Here is a 21,914-nt window from a genome sequence, read left to right as displayed (position 1 = left end):
GCATCGCGGATGGCAATGGTTTCATAGAGGTATAGCTGATTCTCGCGGTCCACTCTGATCGCCCCGAATCTGTGGCTGGCAAAATCCCTGTGGAACAGGGCTTGAACGAGTCTACAGAGGTGATCGCGGCCTTTGTTCATGTACGCGGCTTTCAGCCGGGAATACGCTGACTGTGATTCTCGGCCCATCGCAGGCACTTGCCAGAAGGTTGAAGGATCAGCGTGAGCTGGTTGAACAGGTGGATATCGGCGTACAAACCGAAGAAACGATTGAGCATCTCGCCGAACAGGCTGATGTCACCCTCGCCGGAAAAACCGTTGGCATCGAGCGTGACTTCGATGTCGACGCCGCGCAGCAGAAAGCCTTTTTCAAAACGCTGCTTCAGGTAGTGCCTGACCTCGACGATGGCCGCCAGACGCCGCCGATTCAGTTCGTCCCCCGTCCAGTCATACAACGCCAGCGTGCCACGCAATACTTCGGCATTGTCGAGCATCGGCAGGAAGTTCGAGCCCAGGTGGCTGAGTATTCGCCAGTGGAATCGGTCACGGTTCGGCGGGTAACACGGCAATGTGGGTGCGCACAGATTGCGCACCTGCAAACCGATCTTCGAGGATTGCCCCGGTGTGTCGAGCAACGTGCTTTGCAATGCCTTGCGCGGGAGCTGGCCGTTTGTGCCGGTCAAGCGCAGCGACAGACTCTGTTTGAGGCCCAACTGGTCCTTGTCAAAACCCTCACCGCCGAGGATCAGCCAGGTGTCATGCAGGCCATTGGCACCCCGTTTCAAGCGGGTATGGAAATAACGCTCGGGCATATCATCACGCAACATGCCACCCTTGTGGCGAAAGCTGGTGAACGGTACGTAGTCCTGGTGCTCGCCATTCCTCGACGCAGTGACCTGATCCACCGAATAAATTTCCGTATGACCGTCCTGCAAACGCAAGGGACGAAGCAGGTAGTCGGTTTGTAGCGGCTGCAGCGTCAGCGGGTCGGACTCCAGTGTAAACGCATTGATCACCGGCACCGCATGCAAGCGAATGTGCTCGGTGCTCAGGTTGAACGCTTGCGGCCACGGTTCGCGTAACACCACGTCCAGTTCGAACCAGCGATCGCCCGGCTTGATACTCAAATGCTCAAGCCCACACAGGGTGACGAACATGAACTTCTCGCGGAAGGTGAAATACTCCAGCAACAGCTGATAACCACTGAAGGCGCTGTCGCCCTTGGGCCACAATCGATCGTCATCGGCAAACCCCTTGGGCGAAAAATGACCTTCCAGCACAGAACGGTCCGCCTGCTCAGGCAGGCGCACATACAAGGCTTGAGCGTTGAGGGTCAGTGCCTGGTGCAGTGCACTGGCCAGCGGTGCGTCGGCATTCAGGTACAGCGGCAGGCGACTCAGGTCGATGTCGCTCCAGGGGCTCATCGCCCCGCGGGCGAAGCGCAGGCGTAGCACTGAACGCCCGTCCGGCTCATGGGCCAGACGCACAGACTCCAGGGCGAGTGGCCGCAGTGTCAGGTCCTGGGTGGTGGTGTATCGACAACGGGTGCGCTGCGCACCGATGGGCTGCGACAGCACTTCGAAGCCAGTGGCGATCAACTCGCTGCGCTTCATCTGCGCAAGCTCCGGTGCCAGCTCGACGATACAGAGCGAGGGAATGGTGCGCAGGTAATGCGGCCACAACAGACTGACCAGGCCTTCAGTCAGCTCCGGCAGGTCATCGTCGAGCTTTTCGCGCAATCGCCCCATCAGGAAGGCAAAGCCCTCGAACAGGCGTTCCACATAGGGATCGCGCGCGCCCGGCTTGTCCAGATTCAGTTGCGCCGCCCGGTCTGGAAAGGCCTCGGCAAACTCCTGGGCGGCTTCACGCAGGTAACGCATCTCGGCGTCGAAGTAACGCAGTGTCAGATTTTCATTGCTCAAAGAAAGACTCCTGATGAATGAGGTTTAACCGCAAAACGCGATGGCGCGTACCGAAGGGCGTCGCGCTCGCCGAGGCATTGAGGAAACAATTTGCGCAAACTCATTATTTAAACTTCCCGTTTTGTACCGTCGGCCCCCTTTCACCCAGGAAGATCTGCGTCGGCAATTCAAAGTCGCGCAGTTTGAGCAACGCCATCGGCCCCGCCCCCAGTTCGGTGCGCAGGTACCAGGTCAGGCCGATGCCGTCGGGCGCCTTGAGCACCACACGAAAACGGCTGTCGCCATCGTCCAGTGGCGTGACCTGGGCTTGCTCCAGCAGGCGGATCAGGCCCCAGGTGCCCGGGTAGTCGCCGAACAACCGTTCGTTGGCGCGCACGCTGGTCCAGGTCAGGCTCGCGCCGGGGTACTGGCGGCGACCCGGCCAGTTGAAGCGCTGCCAGCTCTCCTTCTGGTTGAAGTACTCGTGTTTCTCGCCGTTGAGGGTGAAGGTGGTTTGCACCACGTCGCGCACCGGTTTGCCTTGCAGCTCGAAGCTCAGGCCCATGCCGCCGTCGGTAAACAGCACGTCGGCCAGGTGGCTGAGCTGGTTGATCGCCGTGAGGAACTGCGGGTTGAAGCGCAGGCCCTGGCTGTGTTGCGCGTTGGCCACCCAGCGGCTGCCCTCCTTGCGCAGCAAGCCGCCCAGTTCGCGCTGCAGGAATTGCTCGAGGCGCCCGGAGTCGGCGCGGATCATCTGCCCGAGCATCGGCAGCGAGGCGTCGCTGACAGTGGCCGCAAAGGGAAAACGGCCGGTGAACGCTTGCTGCCAGTCGCTGACGATCGCCCGTTGCCAGTGGCGGTTGAGGCTGTTGGCCGAGGGTTGCAGGACGCGCTGCCAGGCTTGCTCCAGCGGCTGCACGAACAGGGTCTGGCCGATGCCGCCCCACTCCGCGCCGAGGCTGGCGGCGAGCTGGCTGCCGTAGGCGCGGGTGTCGGTGAGGTCGATGCTCTTGCCCTGGAAAACGGTCTGCGCCAGGGTCTGGGTCATGTCCTGCGGGTCGGCGGCGTGGTTCACCTGTTGCAGGGTCAGGCGGGTGCGCGTGACCTGGTTGAGGAAGGCGTGCAGGCTCAGGCGCTCGCGGTCGTCCTGGCCTTCGGGGGTTTTTCCGAGAAGGGCCAGCAGCGGGCCGAAGGTGGCGTCCAACGGGCTTTTGGGTCCCTGCTGCGTCTGCTCAATCATCGGCGCGGGGGCCTGGGCGATCAGCTTTTGCGCCGAGCTGATCAGCGAGTCGGCCAACGCCTGGCTGCGTGTGCCGGCCTGCCCCTGGTAGGCCAGGGTGTTCATCAGGGCGATCAGCGGCGACTGGCGCACGTCGCTCATCAGGGTCAACTGGTCGATCACCTCGCCCAGGCTGTTGGCCGGCTGCCAGCGCAGGCGGTTGAGGAACTTCAGCCAGGCGCTGGCGTAGTCCTGGAAGTAGCGCCGGGTCAGGCGCTCACGCAGCATGTCCGGGGTCAGCTCGGCGGCGATGTCGCCCGGCCGGTCGCTGAGCACCCAGTCGATTTCCTCGCGCCGCGCCTCGGCGATGGCGTCGATCGCCGGGCGCACCTGGCCTTCCCAGGCCTGGCGGGTAAACACCCCCGGCACGCTGGCCTGGCTGACGAACAGTGCCCGCGCCTCGGTGTCGCCGACCATCTGCGCCAAATTTAACGCCGGATAATGATTGGCTGAGGCTTCAAGCACCTGGCGGTACAGGCTGGCTTCGGCATTGCGCTGGCCCAACTGGCCGAGCAGCAACTGGCGGACCTGGGCCACCAGCTTCGGATCGGCCGTGCTGCGCCACTCAGGGTGCGCCGCCAGCTGCTCGCCATAGAACTGCCAGAGCATCGGCGACAGGCCGTGCCACAACCCCGGCGAGACTCCGCCGGCGCTCGGCTCGAGCGTGCCCAGGACCTTGACCAGAAAACTTGCATCGGCTTTTTCCGGGCGCACCAACATCAGGTAGGCCTTGAGTTGTTCGTAGGCCTGCGGCGCGCGCTTGAGGCGTTCGGGGCTGTCGGCGGGCAACTGAATCAGGGTGTTGAGCTGCTGTTGCAGACTGGCGACCGCCGGGTCGCGCAGCAGGCGCTGGTTGGCCTCGACGTAGGCGGGCCAGAGCATTTGCAGGAGTTCTGGATTTTTGTTCAGGCCAAAGCGCTGGTGCCAGGGCGTGCCGTGGGTAGCGCGGTAATCCAGGCGACCCAGTTCGCGGGTCAGCTCGTTGAGGGCGAGGAATTGTTCGTCGCGGGTGGAGGATTGTTGCAAGGCCGTCAGCGAGGTCTGCACCTGGGCGATGTGCACGCGGTTGCTGACGAAAGACAGCAGCATGCCGGCGCCCCAGGCCAGTGCCAGCCCCAACGCCAGTGAGTAACCGATCCGCGTGGCGCCCCAGCCCAGTCGGCGAGGGTGAATCGTTCGGTCACCGAGCACGCCCTGCCAGGGCGGGGTGGCGTGCCACAGGTTGTCCGTTTTTTCTATGGTGTCTTGACCGCCCCGCAGCGGCAGGCTGAACCACATTCCGCGCAATGGCACGCCCCGGGCGAACACGCGGAACAAAGGCGCCAGCGCCTGCCGCCAACGGGCGATACCCTCGGCCTGCAAATCGCGGGACAAGCGCAGCAGGAAATCGTGATGATTGGCGTCGTAGATCTGTGTCCAACCGCTGTCGCGCAGGGGTTCCAACAAATCTTGCAGAGCGCTCTCCACGGCCAGCGGCGTCACCCCTGACGGCAGTAGACAACCGACCGCCTGGGTCTCGCGTTTGCCCTGATCCCATCCACTCTCGCAGACCTGCCATAGGTGCAGCGGCAACTGCCAGCGCAGCTGGCGGGCCAGTTCTTTCAAGTGACGTACGCCAGCGTCCATCGCCTGGACATCAGTGCTTTGTTGCGCGTTCAGGGCCCAGATCACGCCGTCGAGGGCGCGCCAGCGGCTCAGGTTTTGCCACGGAGTAAAGCGTTCATCATCGAGTTTGGTTTGGATGCTGCCGCCCCAGAGCAGAATGGTGTCGTGGCCTGCGAGCCATTTTTTATCTTTCAGGTTGGGGGCAATAGCAGTGACCTGCTCGGGTTCCCCGACCACCAGCAGCAGGCGGATTTTGCGGCGCCAAAGGAAACTGTGGTTCTCGTGCAGGTATTCCTTTAACTCAGCGACCCAGGAATTGTCTGGCGGACCGCTCTCTTTGCTTAATGGCGAAATGGGTGCATCAACATCCACTCCTGTCACGCGCGTCGCCCAAACCACCGCCAAACGATCCCAGGCCAGCAGTATCACCGGACAGAACCCGCACAAGGCAAACCAGGTACCCGCCCCCCACAGCGCCAACGTTTTGAGTGGCAGTCGAGGCCAGCCGAAGTACTCGCGGCTCAAGTCGTACAGCAGACAACCGAACACCACCAGTACCGTCACGACCAGCAGATAACCCAATCCCACCTTCATCAGCGAGCCTTGGCTCGTTTGCTTAATCATTGCCATGAGGCACCGCCATTCCAATAGCCAATCGATTGTTTCCGTCCTGACTCAGCCAGCCACAAGGCTGTCGAGCCTCACTCGCCTGCAACAACGCCAGGGACATGCCGATGAAGGGCGCCAGTTGCGCCAACACGCCCCAGTGCCCAGACAATTGATGTTCACCAGACTGCCAACCACCTTTCAGGAAAGTGCCCTGGCTGGTTATATCCAGCGCCAGGCAATCCGGTGGTGCGGCGTCCAACCCGGCGTAGCGCTGGATCTGTGAACAGAGCTCAGCGGGTGATTCGTCGAGTTCGCTCAACAAGTACTCGCCCCTGTGCAATAACTGCCGACCCTGGCGACTCACCAGCCAGAGAAATCCTGCTTCACCGGGCAGCCCAGGCGCTTCGGTTTCCGGCACCGACACCACACCCGCGCACAACAGCCAATCAGCCTCTTCACAACAATCCTGGTGAAAGGCATCGATCATTCGATCCAGATCGGACAGGTCCTGCAGAGGCAAACGCGTCTCGGGCAACGTCACGCCGGTTTTGGCCAATACCTCGACAAAAGCAGCCTGGTCGCGCTCATCCCCTACCCAAGCGATACCTCGCAGCTGCGGCCAGCGGTCATTCAATTGCGTAAGCGCAAGGGTTAACCGAGCCAGGCGTCGAGCCAAGGCCGGCGCACGCTCAGCGGTCGTACCCAGCGACACCGCGCAGCGCAACATGGGGTGCGCCTCACCCTCCGGCTTCGATGGCTTGGGTGCGGGCACCCCGGCCATCAAGCCGTGGTAATGGGTTTGCTCATCGCCCACGGGCCCCAGCAACAGCACCTGTTCCACCGGCAAACCCAAGCGGCGACGCCCCCACCAACGCTGCACCGCCGCATCCACCGTGCGTCGATACACATCACGGTTAAACAGGCAGATTTGCCACCCCAGCACGCGCAACGCTATCGCCAGCGACCAGCAAAAAGGCAGGACGGCACTCCACATCCACAGTTCTACCCTTGGCTGCTCCTCTGGCCATAACGACAACAAAACTGCCGACTGCAACCCCCAGAGAAACAGCAAAGCCAGCCACCAGCGGCGCCAACGCGGTTCACGCGGTTCGATTTCGTCCGGGTATTGCGGCGCGCGGTTCATGGCGCCACTACCATGAACGAGGCCGCAAGCGAGCTGACCAGGGTGCAACCACAATCACAAGCATGCCCGTCCAGGGCCACGGGTTTGCCGTCCATGATTGCCACCGTGGTGCCCTCTGCGATGTGCGTCAGGCCGTGCAAATCGCAGCGGGCCTGATCCCCCACGCAGGCAACCGGCTGGCCGAATGCCTCGTAGTGACCTTCAAGCACTTCCCCACCAAAAGGGCTCATCGAGTCCCCCACACGTACCAGAGGCAACATCAGACGACCTCCCCGGTGAGTTCGAACAAACTGCCCGCCTCGCGCAGAAAGGCGGTGGTGCGGTCGATGCGTTGCGCATAGTCTTCCTCGGCAATCTGCTGCTTCAGCTCAGCCGCCACCTTGCCGATATGCGCCGTCGGTTTCAGCAACTGCGCGGCCTCCGGCAGGAACGGCAGCGCCACACCGCGCGCCTTGTCGATCACTTGATAGCCAATGGTGGCGCCCCCGATACCCGCGACCAGCCCGCCAACCCCGCCCAACGCCCCGCCCCGTTTAATGCCATACACCGTTGCGCCGGCCAGCATCGCAACGCCCAGTATTCGTCCCGCCACCACCACCGGTGACAGGTCCCGGCTGTTGTCATTACCGAAATACGTCATGCGATAGAAGAAGTAGCCCGCCCATATCTCACGCGATCCCAACGCGTCATGCATGAACCAGGCGCGTGAGTCGTGTATCTGGTCATCGAACAGCGCGACCACCAGCGCCATGCGCGGGTCCTTACTGGGCGTGCCTCGGGCGTCGCTGAACAATTGTTTGGTGCGCAGCTCACCTGCCGCCTTGATCGCGGCGTGGTCTTGCAACTCATCGTTTTCGTTGAGCAGATAGATGGCGTCGCGCAACAGCACATCGGTGATCGTGCCGGCCGCGCTGGTTTGCTTGCGGTCGAAGCCCTTGTAGTCGCGCTTGAACTCCGCAGCCGCCTGGCTGAGTTGAGTCTTGTCAATCTGCGGTTCGTAGATGGGCGGGCCGGGGTGGTTCGTCGCCGCCTCGGGCGTTTTCAGCCGATCGGCCAAAATGATTTTTTTCTGTTTTTCATAGGCCTCGCGTTGATCACTGGTGTCGAAGACCGTGACTTCATTGGCCTGGGTGAAGAACGGCTGATGTTTGTAGCTGTCGTTATTCTGCAACGGGTCATCGGCGTAACGACCGATGCGCCAGCCGGTGATCCAGCCCAGTTGATCGGCCAGGGTTTCTTCTACGGTGATGCTGAGTTGCTGTGGTTTGTACTCCCAGGGTTTTGTGTGGGTGGGGGTGTCGGTGGTGATGCCTGGGAGGGTGTGGCGCCAGGCGTTGAAGCGTTCGATTGCTTGCTGACTGACCACGAACTCTGACAAGGTTTGCGGCCCCATTTCACGCCATGCCTTATATGGCTCTAATGTTTTTGGCAGCACCGTTTCCGGCACCTGCAACGGTGCGCCGGCGGCGAAGGCTTCGGCATACATGTCGTGCAGGGCAATCTGCGATACCAGTTCATCCGTACCACCGCGAGCCTTGCCCTGGTCATTCTGCGGATAACCACCCCCAACATCAGAATGCACACCGGGGTACACCACTTCATAGGTATGGAGCGGGTACTGACCGTCCTCGTTGCGGATCGAGTCCAGCGGAAAACACGAGCGCTGCTCGAACGCCGCGACGAAGTGCCGGCAGCATTTGACGAAGTTCGGAAATTTCGTGGCGTCAGGCAGCAACTGACTGTCATCGGCCCAGTCCATGTGACCCGCAAAAAAAGGCGCCGCATGAGCGATGCCAACCGAGGCGACGGTATCCAGCACACCAAGAAATTCGACGCTCACCGGCAGGCCGATCAGACGCTGCTCAGGCAGCGTGGCACCCGCCGGCGTGTCGAACAACTGGCTCAGCCAAGTCACGAAGGTGCGGGCTTCTGCGGCACCGCGCGAGAAGCCGTATATGTACAGCTTGATTCCCAGCACCTTGGGTCGCCTGGACTTTTCTTTGCATTTCTCCAAAGGATCCAACACCCCTTTCATGATTCGCCGTCGCTTGCCTTCCCCCAGGACGCTCATCATGGGTGCCTTCCAGGTGCTCATATTTTCGACATGTTTTTTGGCGACGGCGTCATCAATGCCGTTCGGAGTTAGAGCAATCGACAGTGCACTGGCCACCTGTATCAACGCCCAGTTGATCCGATCTTCACCTCCCGTCGCGAAACGTAGCCCGTTTGCGCTGTAATCGAGTTCACCGATTTCCGGAAACGCCGTGCCGACACCAGGCATGTAGTAAGAGAAATAACCCTCATCCTCCGCTTTCTTGCCTCTTAGCGATGCATGGTAGAGTTTGGCTATATTGCTCGGGTGGTTCTTCTTCGTGTCATTGAACTCGTTATTGTTAGTGCCATCGAAGAACAGACTGATGTGCAGGCTGTGACAGCACTCGACCCCCTGGGACTGCCCCTTGGAATTCACGCCTTGCTGATGGTACCGCTCCTCGGCGGTTTGCTTTTTGTAGTTGGCAGTCACCGTCACAACATCACCAGGAAAACGCCCCACCATCGGAAAAGCCGGCGGCGCCCAGACTTTGGCGTTTAAATTGATTTTTACTTGGGACATATAGCTGGCTCCTTCATATCCAGAGGCTCTTTAATTGGGTAGTTTGGCGAGCCAAAATTCAAGCAAGAACTGGTAACCTTAACTTGATTACAGACTAAAAAGTGCACACTCAATCCACACCGTTTCGTTTCAGGCCATTCTGGAATATCTACGATGGCGGTGTAGTGCTTATAATTGGCAGCGTGCTTAGCATAAGCATCTCGAAACTCTATAGATGTTACGGATGGCATTTTTTCATGTGGCTCCGGATCAACCTCCCATTCAACATGCGCCTTCAAACCAGAGCGCCATTTAATTGGCATGACAATGCAACAAGAGCGCCCCCCTCCACCGTCGGCCCTATAGCCATTAACCGAGAGCCAATTAATATTATTCAGCGTATGGTTAACCGCCTGTATATTTCCTCCAACCATTTCGTTGTCCGCCGTGGAGCATCCAACTAACACCAATCCAAACAAACCCAACAGCAGCCGCGCCTTGGCTTTATTCATTATTATCTCCATCGCCCATCACTCCCTTATTTCATTTCAGACTGCATGGGAAAACCCTGCTCAAAAATATCTCACATGCAGCGCCGGCTATCTCCATTTGCCTAGAGCACATCTTTGGATGGACAAGAGTTTACGTCGAGATCATAGAACTCGATCTTCTCCTTATCAGGAAGCCCATTATCAGCCTGACAATATTTATCCAGAAGGTAACCTTTGAACTCCCTGTCAGCGATGAGTTTTCTCTTATGATCGCTGTGTAACAACACGGTATCGACAAGAAAGTCCACCGGCATGCCGAGGACAACAATGAAGGGGCACGCAATGCTCAAATAACAAAGTACAGGGGTATAGTCGTAGCCTCCACGACCTTCCAGCGTGAGCATTGCCCAATCATATTGAATGGCTGGATAGTAATAATTCGAGCCATGGCTTTTCTGCGACGACGCGTCTCGCTCAATCAAAGTCCCGCAGCCAACAGTAGAAAACACAAAAATCAACAACGGTATAAGCATCATGCGCTTCAACATGCGCGCCTCCTTCGCTCGATTATCCATATCGCTCGCCACGAGCATTGAACAGCTCTCAAAGCTGCACATTCGAAACGGGTAAGTTCCGCCGAACGTAGTCGCTCAAATCACCAACAAAACTTTGCTGTTTGGCTTGCACCATCAATGAGTACAGCAGGTTGAAACGCTGTTCCTGATTCCATCCAAATGATCAAACTCGCCGCCATTGAGCAGTTCCTGAGCGGCGCCGATGCTCATGATCCATGCGCATTGCTCATTACTAAGACTTACAAAGGGACTGACTTTGACGCCGCTCTGGTCCCTCAAGCGAGTGCCTGGCAGCCATTGCAACTGGTTGTCGCGATCAAGCCAGCCAAAGAAGCAGGCGACTCGCAGGAACTCAGCGCGCTGTTCACTGGTGAGGATGGAATTCATCAGCATGGGAAAGATTCGCGGATCGTAAAAACGCAACAAGCCGGCCCGCTCGCCCCACTGCATTTGCAGCAGAGCTTGCAACGCATGACTCAGTTCTTCAAACGGCAGGGACGAGACCAGTACCATCAGCCGAGCCTCGGACGCGCCGTGTTCGATCAGCTCTTCCAGCCAGGCCCTGTGTTGCCAGATGGTCAGGTCCAGGCGCATCAACAACGGTGCCTGGTCCAGCAGCTTTTCCTCCGGTGTGCCGGTGAACAATGAGAACCATGGCGCCTTGGGGCTTAACTGTTGCAGTCCGGGAACGGCGCATTTGCTCCACCCGGCCTGATCAAGCAAAAGATCAACTTCCTGTACTTCGACTCTGGCGCACACCTGCTCGATCTGCTCCAGCCATTGGGTTGGCGTTTTCATCTTGTTCTTTCCTCCATCAACCTTGACGCGTCAGCAAACCAATGGCCTTTGCTTGAGCCTTTTTCAGGCACTCCTCGCACACCGACTTGGGCAACACCGCCAACGGGAAACGTTGGCCACCAGGCCCCTCCCAGATGTGTTGCCCCCTGGAGCGAACCTTGGTGTGACTGTCGAAAAAAAGTCCTTCCTCCGGGTCGAGGTGGATCGCCACATCTCCGGTGCCGAGCGTGATGCCTTTTTCGGACAAAAACTCCAGACGCCCCTGCACCGACTGCACGGTGATGTCCCGCTGGGCGATCAGGTTCATCAGGTCGCCGTGGGATTCGATTTCCAGTGGGCCCTCGCCGGAGACCAGGCGCATGCCTTCTCGCTGGGCGAGCAGCGAGATGCCTTTTTTGGCGTGTGCCGACAGGCGCTGGTCGGCGGCGAGGTTGATGTCGTCCCGGCTTTGCAGGTACATCCCATCGCCACTGTTGAGCAGCAGACTGGCAGGCGTGACCGCGCCGATGCCGTCGGGGGCGCTCAGGAGGATGGCCGGGGCGGACAGGTCTTTGGCGTCCGCTTGTAGTTGCTGCAGACCGTCGATGGCGGGTGGTCGACTGTTATGGGCCTGGGCAATTTCCTGCCACTGGGCCATTTGCTGTCGGGCGCCTTCGATCTGGCTGGTGGCCGGCGCCATGGCGAGTACATCGTCTGAAGCCTTTATTTGTTCATCGGCGCTGATCAACAAGCCTTTGCCCGCGCGCAATGCACCCCAATCGTCCGTGCGCAGTTCAAACCCTTCCCCGCGCTTCTCCTTCCGGGCATCCACCAGATGCCCTAAATTCAGCTGACTCTTGCCGCCATATTCCGTGCTGAGCTTGACGTGCTCCTGCCCGCGCAGGTCTTCCATGCGCAGCTTGTTGTTCGCCGGCGTGCGCAGCACGTTGCGGGTGTAGTCGCGGTTGCGCAGGGTCACGTGGTCGGGGTGTTCGCTGTCGTGCAGGGCGTGGGCGATGTAGGGGCGGTCGGGGTCGCCTTGTTCGAAGGCGATGGCCACTTCGGTGCCGCAGATCAGCGGCAGGTGCAGGCCGTGGGTGTCGCCGGCGTAGGCGCGTGCCTGGCGTAGCCACATGCTTTCCTCGCCGAGTTTCCAGGGGTCTCGGTCGAACAGGAAATTGACCTTGTAGCGGCCTCGGAGATCGATTTCGGCGTATTTGTCGTGGGCTTCGCCGCTGGTGACCCGGGCCGGGACGGTGCCGGCGATTTGTGGTTTGGCCAGCAGTGGCGGGCGAAAGCACAGGGTTTCCGAATAGGGCATGGCTTCAAAGCGACACTCGAAGCTGACATCGCGGGCGGCACGGGTGCGCACGGCGACGATCGCGCAACGCGGGGTGAAGGCCTGCGGTGCTCCGCCGCCGGTGATGGTCAGCACCTGGCCCGGTGCCAGGGTGGCGCTGCTGCTGATACCGCTCAGGTGGGTCTGGTCGTTAAGGTAACGCTCGTGGCGCAGGCGTGCGTAGAAGTAGCCGCTTTCGCATTCCAGGTCTTCGTGCTGATCGTAGGCGCCACCGAGCACGCGGTAGGGCTCGGCGTAGTGGTAGGCCTCGCCGTAGGTGATTTTCGCACCGCGGGTCTGGTCGACATCGGCGTCAAGGTGGGCGCTGGCGTCAAGGGGCTGATAGGTGCGGATGTTGACGTTTTTTTCCACCACCTGGTGCCTGGTTTGCAGGCCCCACACGCCGTCCGCATCGCTGCTGCTGAGCCCGGCGGGCGAGAAGTTTGGCAACTCGACGTCGAACTGGTAGCCGCGCTGGCCGTCGCAGAACTCCACGACGTCGATGTGCAGGCGTTGGTCGCTGGTGAGGCGGTACCAGATGCCCACTTCAGCCAGCAGGCGGCTGATGAAGGCCAGGTCGCTTTCGCCGTACTGCATCACCTGTTCGCGCCGGGGGTACTCACGTACCAGGCGGAACAGGAAGTCCTGGCCTCGGAAGTCGTGGCGGCTGCGCAGGATGCTTTCGACGATTTCCGGGACCGACTGTTGCTGGTAGATACGGTATTGCCGACCGCGCTCGAGCAAGGCCAAACGCGGTTGCAGGATCAGTTCGTAGCGGGCTTCGTCGACGGAGGCAGACAGGCGTTTTAACCCGGTGATCACGCCGTTCAGGGTGCGCAGCGGTTTGATTTCAGGCGTGGGCAGGCCTTTGATGACCGGTGGTTGTTTGGCGGCGTACAGGCTGAAACTGGCGTCCTTGCCCAGCAGGTGTTCGGCCGCGAGATCCTGCTCGGTGCTGGTGAATTCCACGCCGTAGGTGAAGGGTTGGCTGAGGCGTTCTTCGCCGTGGAAAGCGAGGACGTCGAGGTGGGTCGCAAGATCTCGGACCCAGAGTTTATGATGGCTGTGGTTGAAGAAAATGGTTCGTGCGGTGTTCATGTACAGACCTCCCTGAAAGCAAACGGGGAGGCTTCATTTCCTTCCCTCGTTCACTCTGGGGAAGCTGACACGCGCAGAAAATAAGACGTTTCCTTATTACGCGTAGGATGCGTCTGGGTATTGGTGTAACTGGTATGTAGGAGTTTTCCTGCTCTTGGGGGGGCAGGCCTCTATGCCGCCAACATGCCCGCGATAGCGGCGTAACGTTCAATGAGATATTGACTGTCAGGCCCTCATCGCAGGCAAGCCCGCTCCCACAGATTGCATCTTCAGATTCAGTCCGGGTGTTTACACCTCAATCAGATGCTTGAGCGGGTTGTAGCTACTTTTCAAGGTCGCCGCGACATCCAGAATCGCCTTCTCGATACCGTTCAAATGGATGCACGTCAGCTCGATCGCCGCGCTCTGGTTACCCGCCTCGATGTACTCGATCAAACGCAGGTGTTCGTCGTCGCGGCAGGCTTCGTGGCTGTCGTCATCCAGCGCGGCGGCGTATAGCGAGGCCCGGGAGATCAGTTTCTGGAACCAGTCGAGCAACACCGGGTTGTTCAGGCTGCGGGCCAACTTGATGTGGAACTCGCCGAGCAGGTGAATCAATCGTTCGTGGTCACCGTTGCGATGCGCCTCATCCTCGAGCAGCAAGTGATCGCGCAAATCCCGGGTCACCGCCGTATCGCGTCGGCGACACAGTTCGCTGACGATGCCAATCTCGACCAGGCGCCGGGTTTCGAACAGCGAACGGATCTCTTCGTCGCTGGGCAGCGACACCGACGCACCTTTATTGGGCTCGGTGGTGACCAGTCCATCGGCCTCCAATTGCTTGAGCGCGGCACGAACTGACGTGCGGCTGACATTGAAAAGTTCGGCCAACGAAGCCTCGCCCAGCTTCATGCCGGGACGCAGCGAGCGTTTGCTGATCGCCTCGTAAACCCCTTGGTAGACGCGGTCTACCGTGGTTTCCAGTTTCTTTTCCGCCATTCGAAGACTCCTTCAGTGCTGTGCAACCGGCCCCAGGCGAATGAACAGCCTTGAAAAAGGGGGTTGCATGAGCAGGTTAATCCGGGTATTTCTAAATTGCATCCAGATTTTGCATACAATAATTAGAGGAATGCACCATTATGGGTCATCCAGTTGCAATTGAAGTGCGAAACGTCTCCAAGCGGTATTCCGACGATCCCGGTTTAGCACCGGCCCTCGATAATGTATCGGTCGACATTGCCGACAACGAGTTCTTCACCCTGCTCGGCCCCTCCGGCTGCGGCAAGACCACCCTGTTACGCACCATCGCTGGCTTTGAGCACGTCAGCGACGGGGAAATCCGCCTCGCCGGCGAACCAGTCAACGACCTGCCGCCGTTCAAGCGTCGGGTCAACACGGTGTTCCAAAGCTACGCGCTGTTTCCGCATATGAGTGTCGCGCAGAATATCGCCTTCGGCCTCGAGATGCAGGGTCTTGATCGCAAGCAGATCGCGCAACGTGTCGATGAGATGCTGGCGCTGGTGCAAATGCAACACCTGGCCAAACGCAAACCGGCCGAATTGTCTGGCGGCCAACAGCAACGGGTAGCTCTAGCCCGGGCCCTAGCACCGAAACCGAAGGTGCTGTTACTGGATGAACCGCTGTCCGCGCTGGACCTCAAGCTGCGCAAGGAAATGCAGGTCGAACTCAAGCGCGTGCAGAAGGAAGCCGGGATTACCTTCATTTTCGTCACCCACGACCAGGAAGAAGCCCTGACCCTGTCCGATCGCATCGCCGTCATGTCCGCCGGCAAGATCCTGCAGATCGGCACACCGAACGAAATCTACGAACGCCCGCAGCATCAGTTTGTCGCGCAGTTCATCGGCGATATTAACTTCCTCCCCGGCCACCTCAAGCGTGGCCAGCACAATGAAAACCTGTTCGTGCCCAGCGGCATGCCGGTGGAAATCCCCTGCCTGCCCCAAGGCATCGACGGCAAGGTGCAACTGGCGTTCCGCCCGGAACGTTCGCAACTGGTCGACCCGGCGCAACCGCACCACCTGCGCGGGGTGATCGAGGCCGTGCTGTATGTCGGCACCGCGACCCTCTACCAGTGCCGCTTGAATAACGACATCAAAGTCATGCTGCGTGAAAACAACGAAGGCCTTAACCGCAATCGCGGGGTCGGTGACCGTGTCGCAGTCAACCTGCCCCCCCACGCCTGCCTGTTGATGGAGGCCTGAGATGAGCGTCAGCAGCACTTCCCCAGCCCTCAACCGCGCGCTGTTGCTCAGCCCGGTGGTTCTGACCCTGCTGGCCCTGATCGCCATTCCGCTGGGCATCATGGGCTACATCAGCCTGTTGCCGCGCAACGTCTATGGCGGCGTCGACTGGCAGGCCGACTGGCAATTGCAAAGCTACGTGCAGCTGTTTTTCCAGGAAGGTTTCGACGGTGAGCTTGAGCTCAATTGGGTCTACGCCCAGGCGCTGTTGCGCTCGGTGTTCCAGGCCGGTGGCACCACGGTGCTGTGTTTCCTGTTCGGCTTTCCGGTGGCGCTGTGGATGTCGAGCCTGACCCCGCGCCGGCGCAACCTGATGGTGCTGTTGATCACCATCCCGTTCTGGACCAACCTGCTGATCCGCAACTACGCCTGGCTGATCATCCTGCGCGAACAGGGCTGGGTTGCCCAGAGCCTGAATGCGCTGTTCCCCAGTGCCGGCGGCATCACTCTGCTCTACAACGACTTCGCGGTCAGCGTCGGGCTGGTCTACAGCTTCCTGCCATTCATGATCCTGCCGATCTACTCGACCCTGGAAAAACTCGACTGGCGCCTGGTAGAGGCCGCCTACGACCTGGGGGCCAATCGCTGGCACGCGCTCAAGCGGATCATCCTGCCGCTGTCGATGCCAGGAGTGATCGCCGGCTCCCTGCTGGTGTTCGTGCCGAGCCTGGGGGCCTTTATCACCCCGGCGATTCTCGGCGGCGGCAAGACCCTGATGATCGGCAACCTGATCCAGCAACAGTTCGGCACCGCGCGCAACTGGCCGCTGGGCAGTTCGCTGTCGTTCCTGTTGCTGGGGATTCTGCTGCTGTCCCTGGTGCTTTACGCCCTGTATAGCCGCAGCGCCGCCAAAACTCTTCGTCGGGGAGCCACCGCATGATCGCCCTGCACCTGAAAAAACTGCCGATGACCCGGGAAGTCAGCCTGCTGATCCTGGCCTACCTCTACTTGCCGATCTTCGTGTTGATTGCCTACAGCTTCAACGCCAACCGCTCGGCGACGGTGTGGACCGAGTTCTCGTTCGCCTGGTATGGGCGGATCCTGGCCAACCCGTCGATCCAGACCGCGGCGCTGAATTCGATCATCGTCGCCGGCATCGCCACGGTCTGTGCCACGGCGATTGCGCTGCTTGCGGCACTGGCGACCTACCGGCCGTTCTACGGGCAGAAGATGGTCGAAGGCGGGATCAACCTGCCGCTGATCCTGCCGGAGATCGTCACCGCCGTGGCCACCCTGCTGTTGTTCATGGCGCTGGGGATCAAGCTGGGTTTGCTGACGGTAATCGTCGCGCACATCGGCTTCTGCATTCCTTTCGCCTACCTGCCGATCCGTGCGCGGCTCAATGACCTGGACAAGAGCCTGCTGGAAGCGGCGAACGACCTGTACGCCAACCCTTGGCAGGTGTTCCGCCGGGTGACGCTGCCGCTGTTGTGGCCGGCGGTGCTGTCCGGTTCGGTGCTGGCGTTCGTGGTCAGCCTCGACGATTTCATCATGACCTTCTTCGTCGCCGGCCCTGGTTCCACGACCCTGCCGGTGTACATCTTCTCGGCGATCAAGGCTGGCGTGACGCCGGAGATCAACGCGATCTCGACCCTGATGCTGGTGATTTCCATCGTGCTGGTAGTGCTGGCCTTCTGGCTGGGACAGCGCGGCAAACAACAATGAGCCTGGAGTGTTCGTCCATGAAAGTGAAAAGCATGCGTTTCGCCTTTGCCGGTCTGGCCTTGAGTTGCTTCACCGCGCTAAGCGCCCAGGCCGCCGAGCCCAAGGAACTGTTCTTCTACAACTGGACCGATTACTACCCGGTCGACCTGCTGGCCAAGTTCGAAAAAGAGACCGGGATCAAGGTCACCATGGACGGCTACGACAGCAACGAAACCCTGCTGGCCAAATTGCAGGCCGGTGGCGCGGCGTACGACGTGATCGTGCCGTCGCAATCGATCATGCGCACCTTGATCAACCAGAACCTGCTGCTGCAAATCGATGCCTCGACCCTGCCCAACTTCCAGTACGTCAAGCCGGCGTTCCGCGATCCAAGCTTCGATCCTGGGCGCAAATTCTCGGCGCCGTACCTGTGGGGCAGCACCGGGTTCTCCTATGACAGCGCGCGAGTGCCCGGCGGCAAGCTGGACGATTCTTGGAAAGAGTTCTTCGAACCGCGCAAGGAGCTGCAAGGCCAACTCGCCGCCCTCGACACCTCCAGCAGCGTGATCAACGCCGCCAGCCATTACCTGAACGTCGACGAATGCACGGAAAACCCGCAGGACGCCAAGCGCATCCTCGAACTGCTGCAAAAACAGAAACCCTTCCTGAAGATGTACAGCTCGGACAACACCGTCGACCGCATGGCCTCGGGCGAGGTGATCATGATGCAGAACTGGAACGGCTCCACTGCCCGGGCCACCTTGCAGAAGAGCACCATCAAGTACGTGTATCCGAAAGAAGGCCTGGCGATGTTCCAGGACAACTTCGCCGTGCCGAAAAGCGCACCGCACCCCGGCAACGCGAAGATCTTCATCGACTGGATGATGAAACCGGAAAACGCTGCCGCCGTGTCCAACGCCATCGCCTACGCCAACGGCATCCAGAGCGACAAGCTGATCGATGCCAAGTGGCGAGTCATGGACGCCATCAACATGCCCGACGAATTCGCCTCGCGCCTGCGCCCGGAAAAGGAATGCAGCAACAAGGCGCGTGAGCTGCAGGACCGCATTTGGGCCAAGCTCAAGGGTTGATCCAAAACCGAGTCGCGGCCTTCGCGAGCAGGCTCGCTCCCACAGTGGTTTTGTGTTGATCACAAATATTGGGAACAACTGATAAACCTGTGGGAGCGAGCCTGCTCGCGAAGAGGCCCTCCCACACAACACAGAATTTGAGGTAAGCAATGACCCAACCCCGCTGGCTACGCAACGTGCGCCCCTACGGCGCCCCCGCTGAAGACCTGCTGATCGAAAACGGCCGGTTCAGCCAACGCCGCCCTGCTTCGAACGAAGCACTGTCGGCCACCGACATCGACGGCCAAGACCAACTGCTGACCCCTGCACTGGTGGAAAGCCACGTGCACCTGGACAAAACCCTCTGGGGCCAGCCCTGGCGCCCGAACAGCGCAGGGCCCACCCTCAAGGACTACATCGCCAACGAGCGGCGCATCCTGCGCGAAGTTACCGCACCGATTGCGCAACGGGCCGGCGCCCTGCTGGAAAACTGCATCGCCCGCGGCTCGCTGACCCTGCGCTGCCACGTCGATATCGACCCGGAGTTCGGCCTGCGCCATGTCGAAGCCATGCAGCAGCTGCAGGAAAAATACCGCGACCTGATCGACCTGCAACTGGTGGTGTTCCCGCAAACCGGCCTGATCAGCCGCCCCGGCACCGCCGAGCTGATGCGCGAAGCCATGGCCCTGGGCGTGGAGAACGTCGGTGGTCTTGACCCGTGCGGCATCGACAACGACCCGATCGCACAACTCGATTTCGTGTTCAAACTGGCCAGCGAGTTCGACCGTGGCGTCGACATTCACCTGCACGACAAGGGCGAGCTGGGCCTGTGGCAGATCGCCCTGATCGCCGACTACACCCAACGCTTCGGGCTCCAGGGTCGGGTGATGATCAGCCATGCCTATTGCCTGGGCATGTTGCCGTGGAACCAGGTCAAGCCGGTGGCCGAACGCCTGTCGACGCTGGGTATTTCGTTGATGAGTTCGGCGCCGGCCGATTGCGCGGTGCCGCCGTTCCTGGCGTTGCGCGAGGTTGGCGTGAATCTGTGCCTGGGCTCGGACGGTATCCGCGACGCCTGGTCGCCCATGGGCAACGGCGACATGCTGGAGCGGGCGATGCTGCTGGCGTTTCGTTTCGATCTGAACAAGGACGAAGAACTGGCGGCGGCGTTTGAGGCAGCAACGGTCAATGGCGCCCGGGCGCTGGGTTGTGAAGGTCTGGGCCTGGAGATTGGCCAGCCGGCAAACTTCCTGTTGATGCCCGTGCAGACCTTGGGCGAAGCCGTGGTGGCGCGGCCGCTGCGCGAGGTCTATCGCGGTGGACAGTTGATTGCCTCCGCTGGGCGTCTGCTGGAAAGTCGCCTGTGAAACGCATCGCCCTGAAAGCGAGCTGCGTGGTCGGCTTCGACGGTGCGCAGCATGTGCTGTGGCGCAACGGCGAAGTGGTGTTCGAAGGATCGCGCATCCTGTTTGTCGGGCGTGATTATGCAGGGCCGGTGGATCAGTGGATCGATTACGGCAACGCGCTGATCGGTCCCGGTTTCATCGACCTGGATGCCCTGGGCGATCTCGACTCCACCGTGCTGACCCTGGATAACGGCGACGAGCGCGACATGGGCCGGATGTGGTCGGCGCAGTATCTGGCGCGCGGCCCACGGGAGAGCTACAGCCCCGAAGAAGAAGTCTTCAAGTACCGCTACGCCTTCAGCCAATTGATCCGCAACGGCATCACCACGGCCATGCCGATCACCTCGATGTACTACCGCGAGTGGGCCGAGACCTACGACGAGTTTGCCGCGGTGGCCGGCGTGGCGGCCGAGTTGGGGCTGCGCACCTACCTCGGCCCCTGCTACATGAGCGGCATGAGTTACTGGCAGGCCAACGGCACCCTGGCCCACCACTGGGACGAAGCCCGGGGCCTGGCCGGACTTGAGGCGGCGCAGCGGTTTTTCGAGGATTTCGAGGGTGCTCATCAAGGGTTGATTCGCGGCGCGCTGCTGCCGGATCGCATCCAGACGTGCACGCCAGCCTTGCTGCAACGCACCGCCGCGCTGAGCCGGGAGCTCAATGCGCCGATGCGCCTGCATTGCTGCCAGGGGCTCGGCGAAGTAGCAATGGTGGAACAACTTCGCGGTGTTTCGCCATTGGGCTGGCTGGAGGATCTGGGCCTGCTGACCCCACGCAGCCTGTTGCCCCACGGCATCTACACCCACGGCGATGCCGACCTGCAACGGGTAGTGGATGGTGGCGCCAGCCTGGTGCATTGCCCGGTGGTGTTTGCCCGGGATGGCGAGGCGCTGAATTCGTTTGGTCGCTATCGCGCCAAGGGCATCAACTTCGCCCTGGGCACCGACACCTGGCCGGCGGATTTGCTGGACAACATGCGCCAGGGCTTGAACATCGCGCGCTTGATGGAGGGCAGCAATTCGCTGACCAGCACGCTGGATCTGTACAACGCCGCCACCCTCGGCGGCGCCAAGGCCCTGGGCCGCGACGATATCGGTCGCCTGGCGCCGGGGGCCAAGGCCGACATCACCGTGTTCAGCCTGCGCGGCCTGCACCTGGGGCCGCTGTTCGACCCGCTGAAAAACCTGGTCCTGGCCGGGCGCGGCGACGATTGCATCGCCAGCTACATCGATGGCCGCTGCGTGATGCAGGACGGTCAGGTTCAATGTATCGACTACCCCGCCCTGCAACGCCAGGCCCAACAGCAATTCGAAAAACTGATGCGCAGTCACAGCGACCGGGCCTTCGGCCAACCGGACTGGAAGACCCTGTTCCAATCGGCCATCCCGTTCGCCGACGACTACAGCGCACAGGCGCCGCTGTGCGCCATTGATCCACTCCTTTAGAGAATCCTGCCCATGCAAAGCTTCGACTTCAGCCAACTGAGCCCACGGGACAAGTACAAGATTCTGATCGGCAGCGTGGTGCCACGGCCCATTGCCCTGGTCACCACCATCGACGCTGAAGGCCGCGTCAACGCTGCGCCGTTCAGCTTTTTCAACGCGCTGTCGGCCGACCCGCCGATCCTGGCGCTGGGCGTGGAGAACTACGGCGACCAGAGCCCCAAGGACACCACGCGCAACATCCAGCTCAATCAGGAATTCACCGTGAACATCGTCAGCGATGCCCTGGTGGAAGCCATGAACGTCTGCGCCGTCCCCTTCGCCCCGGGCTTCGACGAACTGACCGCCGCCGGCCTCACCGCCATCCCCGGCACCACGGTCAAATGCCCGCGCATTGGCGAGGCGCCGGTGGCACTGGAGTGCCGGCGGATGATGGCGCTGAACATCGGTCAGTCGCGGGAGATCATCTTTGGCGAAGTGCTGATGGCCCATGTGCGCGATGAGCTGATCGACCCGAAGACCCTGTATATCGATCAACTGGGGCTGGATGCGATCGGGCGGATGGGTGGGCATGGGTATGCGCGTACCCGGGATTATTTCGATTTGCCGACGCGCTCGTTGCAGGCGTGGACGGAGGCACCGGGGGGTGGGGAACGGTTTTGGCCAGTTTCCAAATAATGCGTGCTCGCTCCCACAGGTTTT

General features: G+C 60.6%; 16 protein-coding genes and 1 pseudogene. 7 read left to right on the top strand and 10 right to left on the bottom strand.

Annotated elements, in window-relative coordinates; genetic code table 11:
* Positions 1–151 precede the first annotated feature (151 nt).
* The 10 genes and pseudogenes from tssF to HFK74_RS10345 all read right to left on the bottom strand — a co-directional run bounded on the left by tssF (position 152) and on the right by HFK74_RS10345 (position 14,388).
* On the bottom strand, positions 152–1,921 hold the full coding sequence (gene tssF, locus HFK74_RS10390; RefSeq protein ID WP_180203432.1) for a type VI secretion system baseplate subunit TssF: 1,770 nt from the start codon (positions 1,919–1,921) through the stop codon (positions 152–154).
* A gap of 103 nt (positions 1,922–2,024) precedes the next feature.
* Positions 2,025–5,408, bottom strand: a complete 3,384-nt coding sequence (locus HFK74_RS10385) for an ImcF-related family protein (protein WP_257230292.1) — start codon at positions 5,406–5,408, stop codon at positions 2,025–2,027.
* Entirely contained in the window at positions 5,401–6,393 is a 993-nt protein-coding gene (locus HFK74_RS10380; protein ID WP_180203446.1) for a hypothetical protein, read from the bottom strand. Before HFK74_RS10380 ends, HFK74_RS10385 begins: the two co-directional genes overlap by 8 nt.
* Before the next feature lie 140 nt (positions 6,394–6,533).
* The gene (locus HFK74_RS10375; RefSeq protein ID WP_180203431.1) at positions 6,534–6,797 is read right to left on the bottom strand and encodes a PAAR domain-containing protein; all 264 of its coding nucleotides are present in this window, start codon (positions 6,795–6,797) and stop codon (positions 6,534–6,536) included.
* Complete coding sequence (locus tag HFK74_RS10370) at positions 6,797–9,151, bottom strand: DUF2235 domain-containing protein (RefSeq protein ID WP_180203430.1); 2,355 nt, start codon at positions 9,149–9,151, stop codon at positions 6,797–6,799. Before HFK74_RS10370 ends, HFK74_RS10375 begins: the two co-directional genes overlap by 1 nt.
* Positions 9,139–9,654: a DUF3304 domain-containing protein gene (locus tag HFK74_RS10365; protein ID WP_180203429.1), complete on the bottom strand. Its 516-nt coding sequence runs from the start codon at positions 9,652–9,654 to the stop codon at positions 9,139–9,141. Before HFK74_RS10365 ends, HFK74_RS10370 begins: the two co-directional genes overlap by 13 nt.
* An 89-nt stretch (positions 9,655–9,743) precedes the next feature.
* Complete coding sequence (locus HFK74_RS10360; RefSeq protein ID WP_180203428.1) at positions 9,744–10,169, bottom strand: YceK/YidQ family lipoprotein; 426 nt, start codon at positions 10,167–10,169, stop codon at positions 9,744–9,746.
* Positions 10,170–10,224: 55 nt separating this feature from the next.
* Positions 10,225–10,994: pseudogene (locus tag HFK74_RS10355) on the bottom strand (DUF4123 domain-containing protein).
* A gap of 16 nt (positions 10,995–11,010) precedes the next feature.
* A complete protein-coding gene (locus HFK74_RS10350) occupies positions 11,011–13,410 on the bottom strand; it encodes a type VI secretion system Vgr family protein (RefSeq protein WP_180203427.1) in 2,400 nt (799 codons plus the stop codon).
* Between the two features lie 288 nt (positions 13,411–13,698).
* The gene (locus tag HFK74_RS10345) at positions 13,699–14,388 is read right to left on the bottom strand and encodes a GntR family transcriptional regulator (RefSeq protein ID WP_020795451.1); all 690 of its coding nucleotides are present in this window, start codon (positions 14,386–14,388) and stop codon (positions 13,699–13,701) included.
* 140 nt (positions 14,389–14,528) lie between these two features.
* Between HFK74_RS10345 and HFK74_RS10340 the strand changes: the two genes are divergently transcribed.
* The 7 genes from HFK74_RS10340 to HFK74_RS10310 all read left to right on the top strand — a co-directional run bounded on the left by HFK74_RS10340 (position 14,529) and on the right by HFK74_RS10310 (position 21,890).
* A complete protein-coding gene (locus HFK74_RS10340; RefSeq protein ID WP_180203426.1) occupies positions 14,529–15,611 on the top strand; it encodes an ABC transporter ATP-binding protein in 1,083 nt (360 codons plus the stop codon).
* Position 15,612: 1 nt separating this feature from the next.
* Complete coding sequence (locus HFK74_RS10335) at positions 15,613–16,530, top strand: ABC transporter permease (protein WP_008060032.1); 918 nt, start codon at positions 15,613–15,615, stop codon at positions 16,528–16,530.
* Positions 16,527–17,315, top strand: coding sequence for an ABC transporter permease (locus HFK74_RS10330; RefSeq protein WP_020795454.1), 789 nt, complete (start codon positions 16,527–16,529; stop codon positions 17,313–17,315). The genes HFK74_RS10335 and HFK74_RS10330 overlap by 4 nt, the downstream gene beginning before the upstream one ends.
* Before the next feature lie 17 nt (positions 17,316–17,332).
* On the top strand, positions 17,333–18,385 hold the full coding sequence (locus tag HFK74_RS10325; protein ID WP_008060034.1) for an extracellular solute-binding protein: 1,053 nt from the start codon (positions 17,333–17,335) through the stop codon (positions 18,383–18,385).
* Between the two features lie 149 nt (positions 18,386–18,534).
* Positions 18,535–19,731, top strand: a complete 1,197-nt coding sequence (locus HFK74_RS10320) for an amidohydrolase family protein (RefSeq protein ID WP_180203425.1) — start codon at positions 18,535–18,537, stop codon at positions 19,729–19,731.
* The gene (locus tag HFK74_RS10315) at positions 19,728–21,215 is read left to right on the top strand and encodes an amidohydrolase family protein (RefSeq protein WP_180203424.1); all 1,488 of its coding nucleotides are present in this window, start codon (positions 19,728–19,730) and stop codon (positions 21,213–21,215) included. The genes HFK74_RS10320 and HFK74_RS10315 overlap by 4 nt, the downstream gene beginning before the upstream one ends.
* A 12-nt stretch (positions 21,216–21,227) precedes the next feature.
* Positions 21,228–21,890 carry a flavin reductase family protein gene (locus HFK74_RS10310; protein WP_180203423.1) on the top strand — a complete coding sequence of 221 codons (663 nt, stop codon included), beginning with the start codon at positions 21,228–21,230 and terminating at the stop codon, positions 21,888–21,890.
* The last annotated feature ends 24 nt before the right edge of the window (positions 21,891–21,914 follow it).

This window comes from Pseudomonas sp. SbOxS1 (assembly GCF_013416725.1).
Taxonomy (GTDB): Bacteria; Pseudomonadota; Gammaproteobacteria; order Pseudomonadales; family Pseudomonadaceae; genus Aquipseudomonas.
The sequence above is the reverse complement of the archived record's forward strand: the minus strand, read 5'-3'. Positions and strand labels throughout refer to the sequence as shown.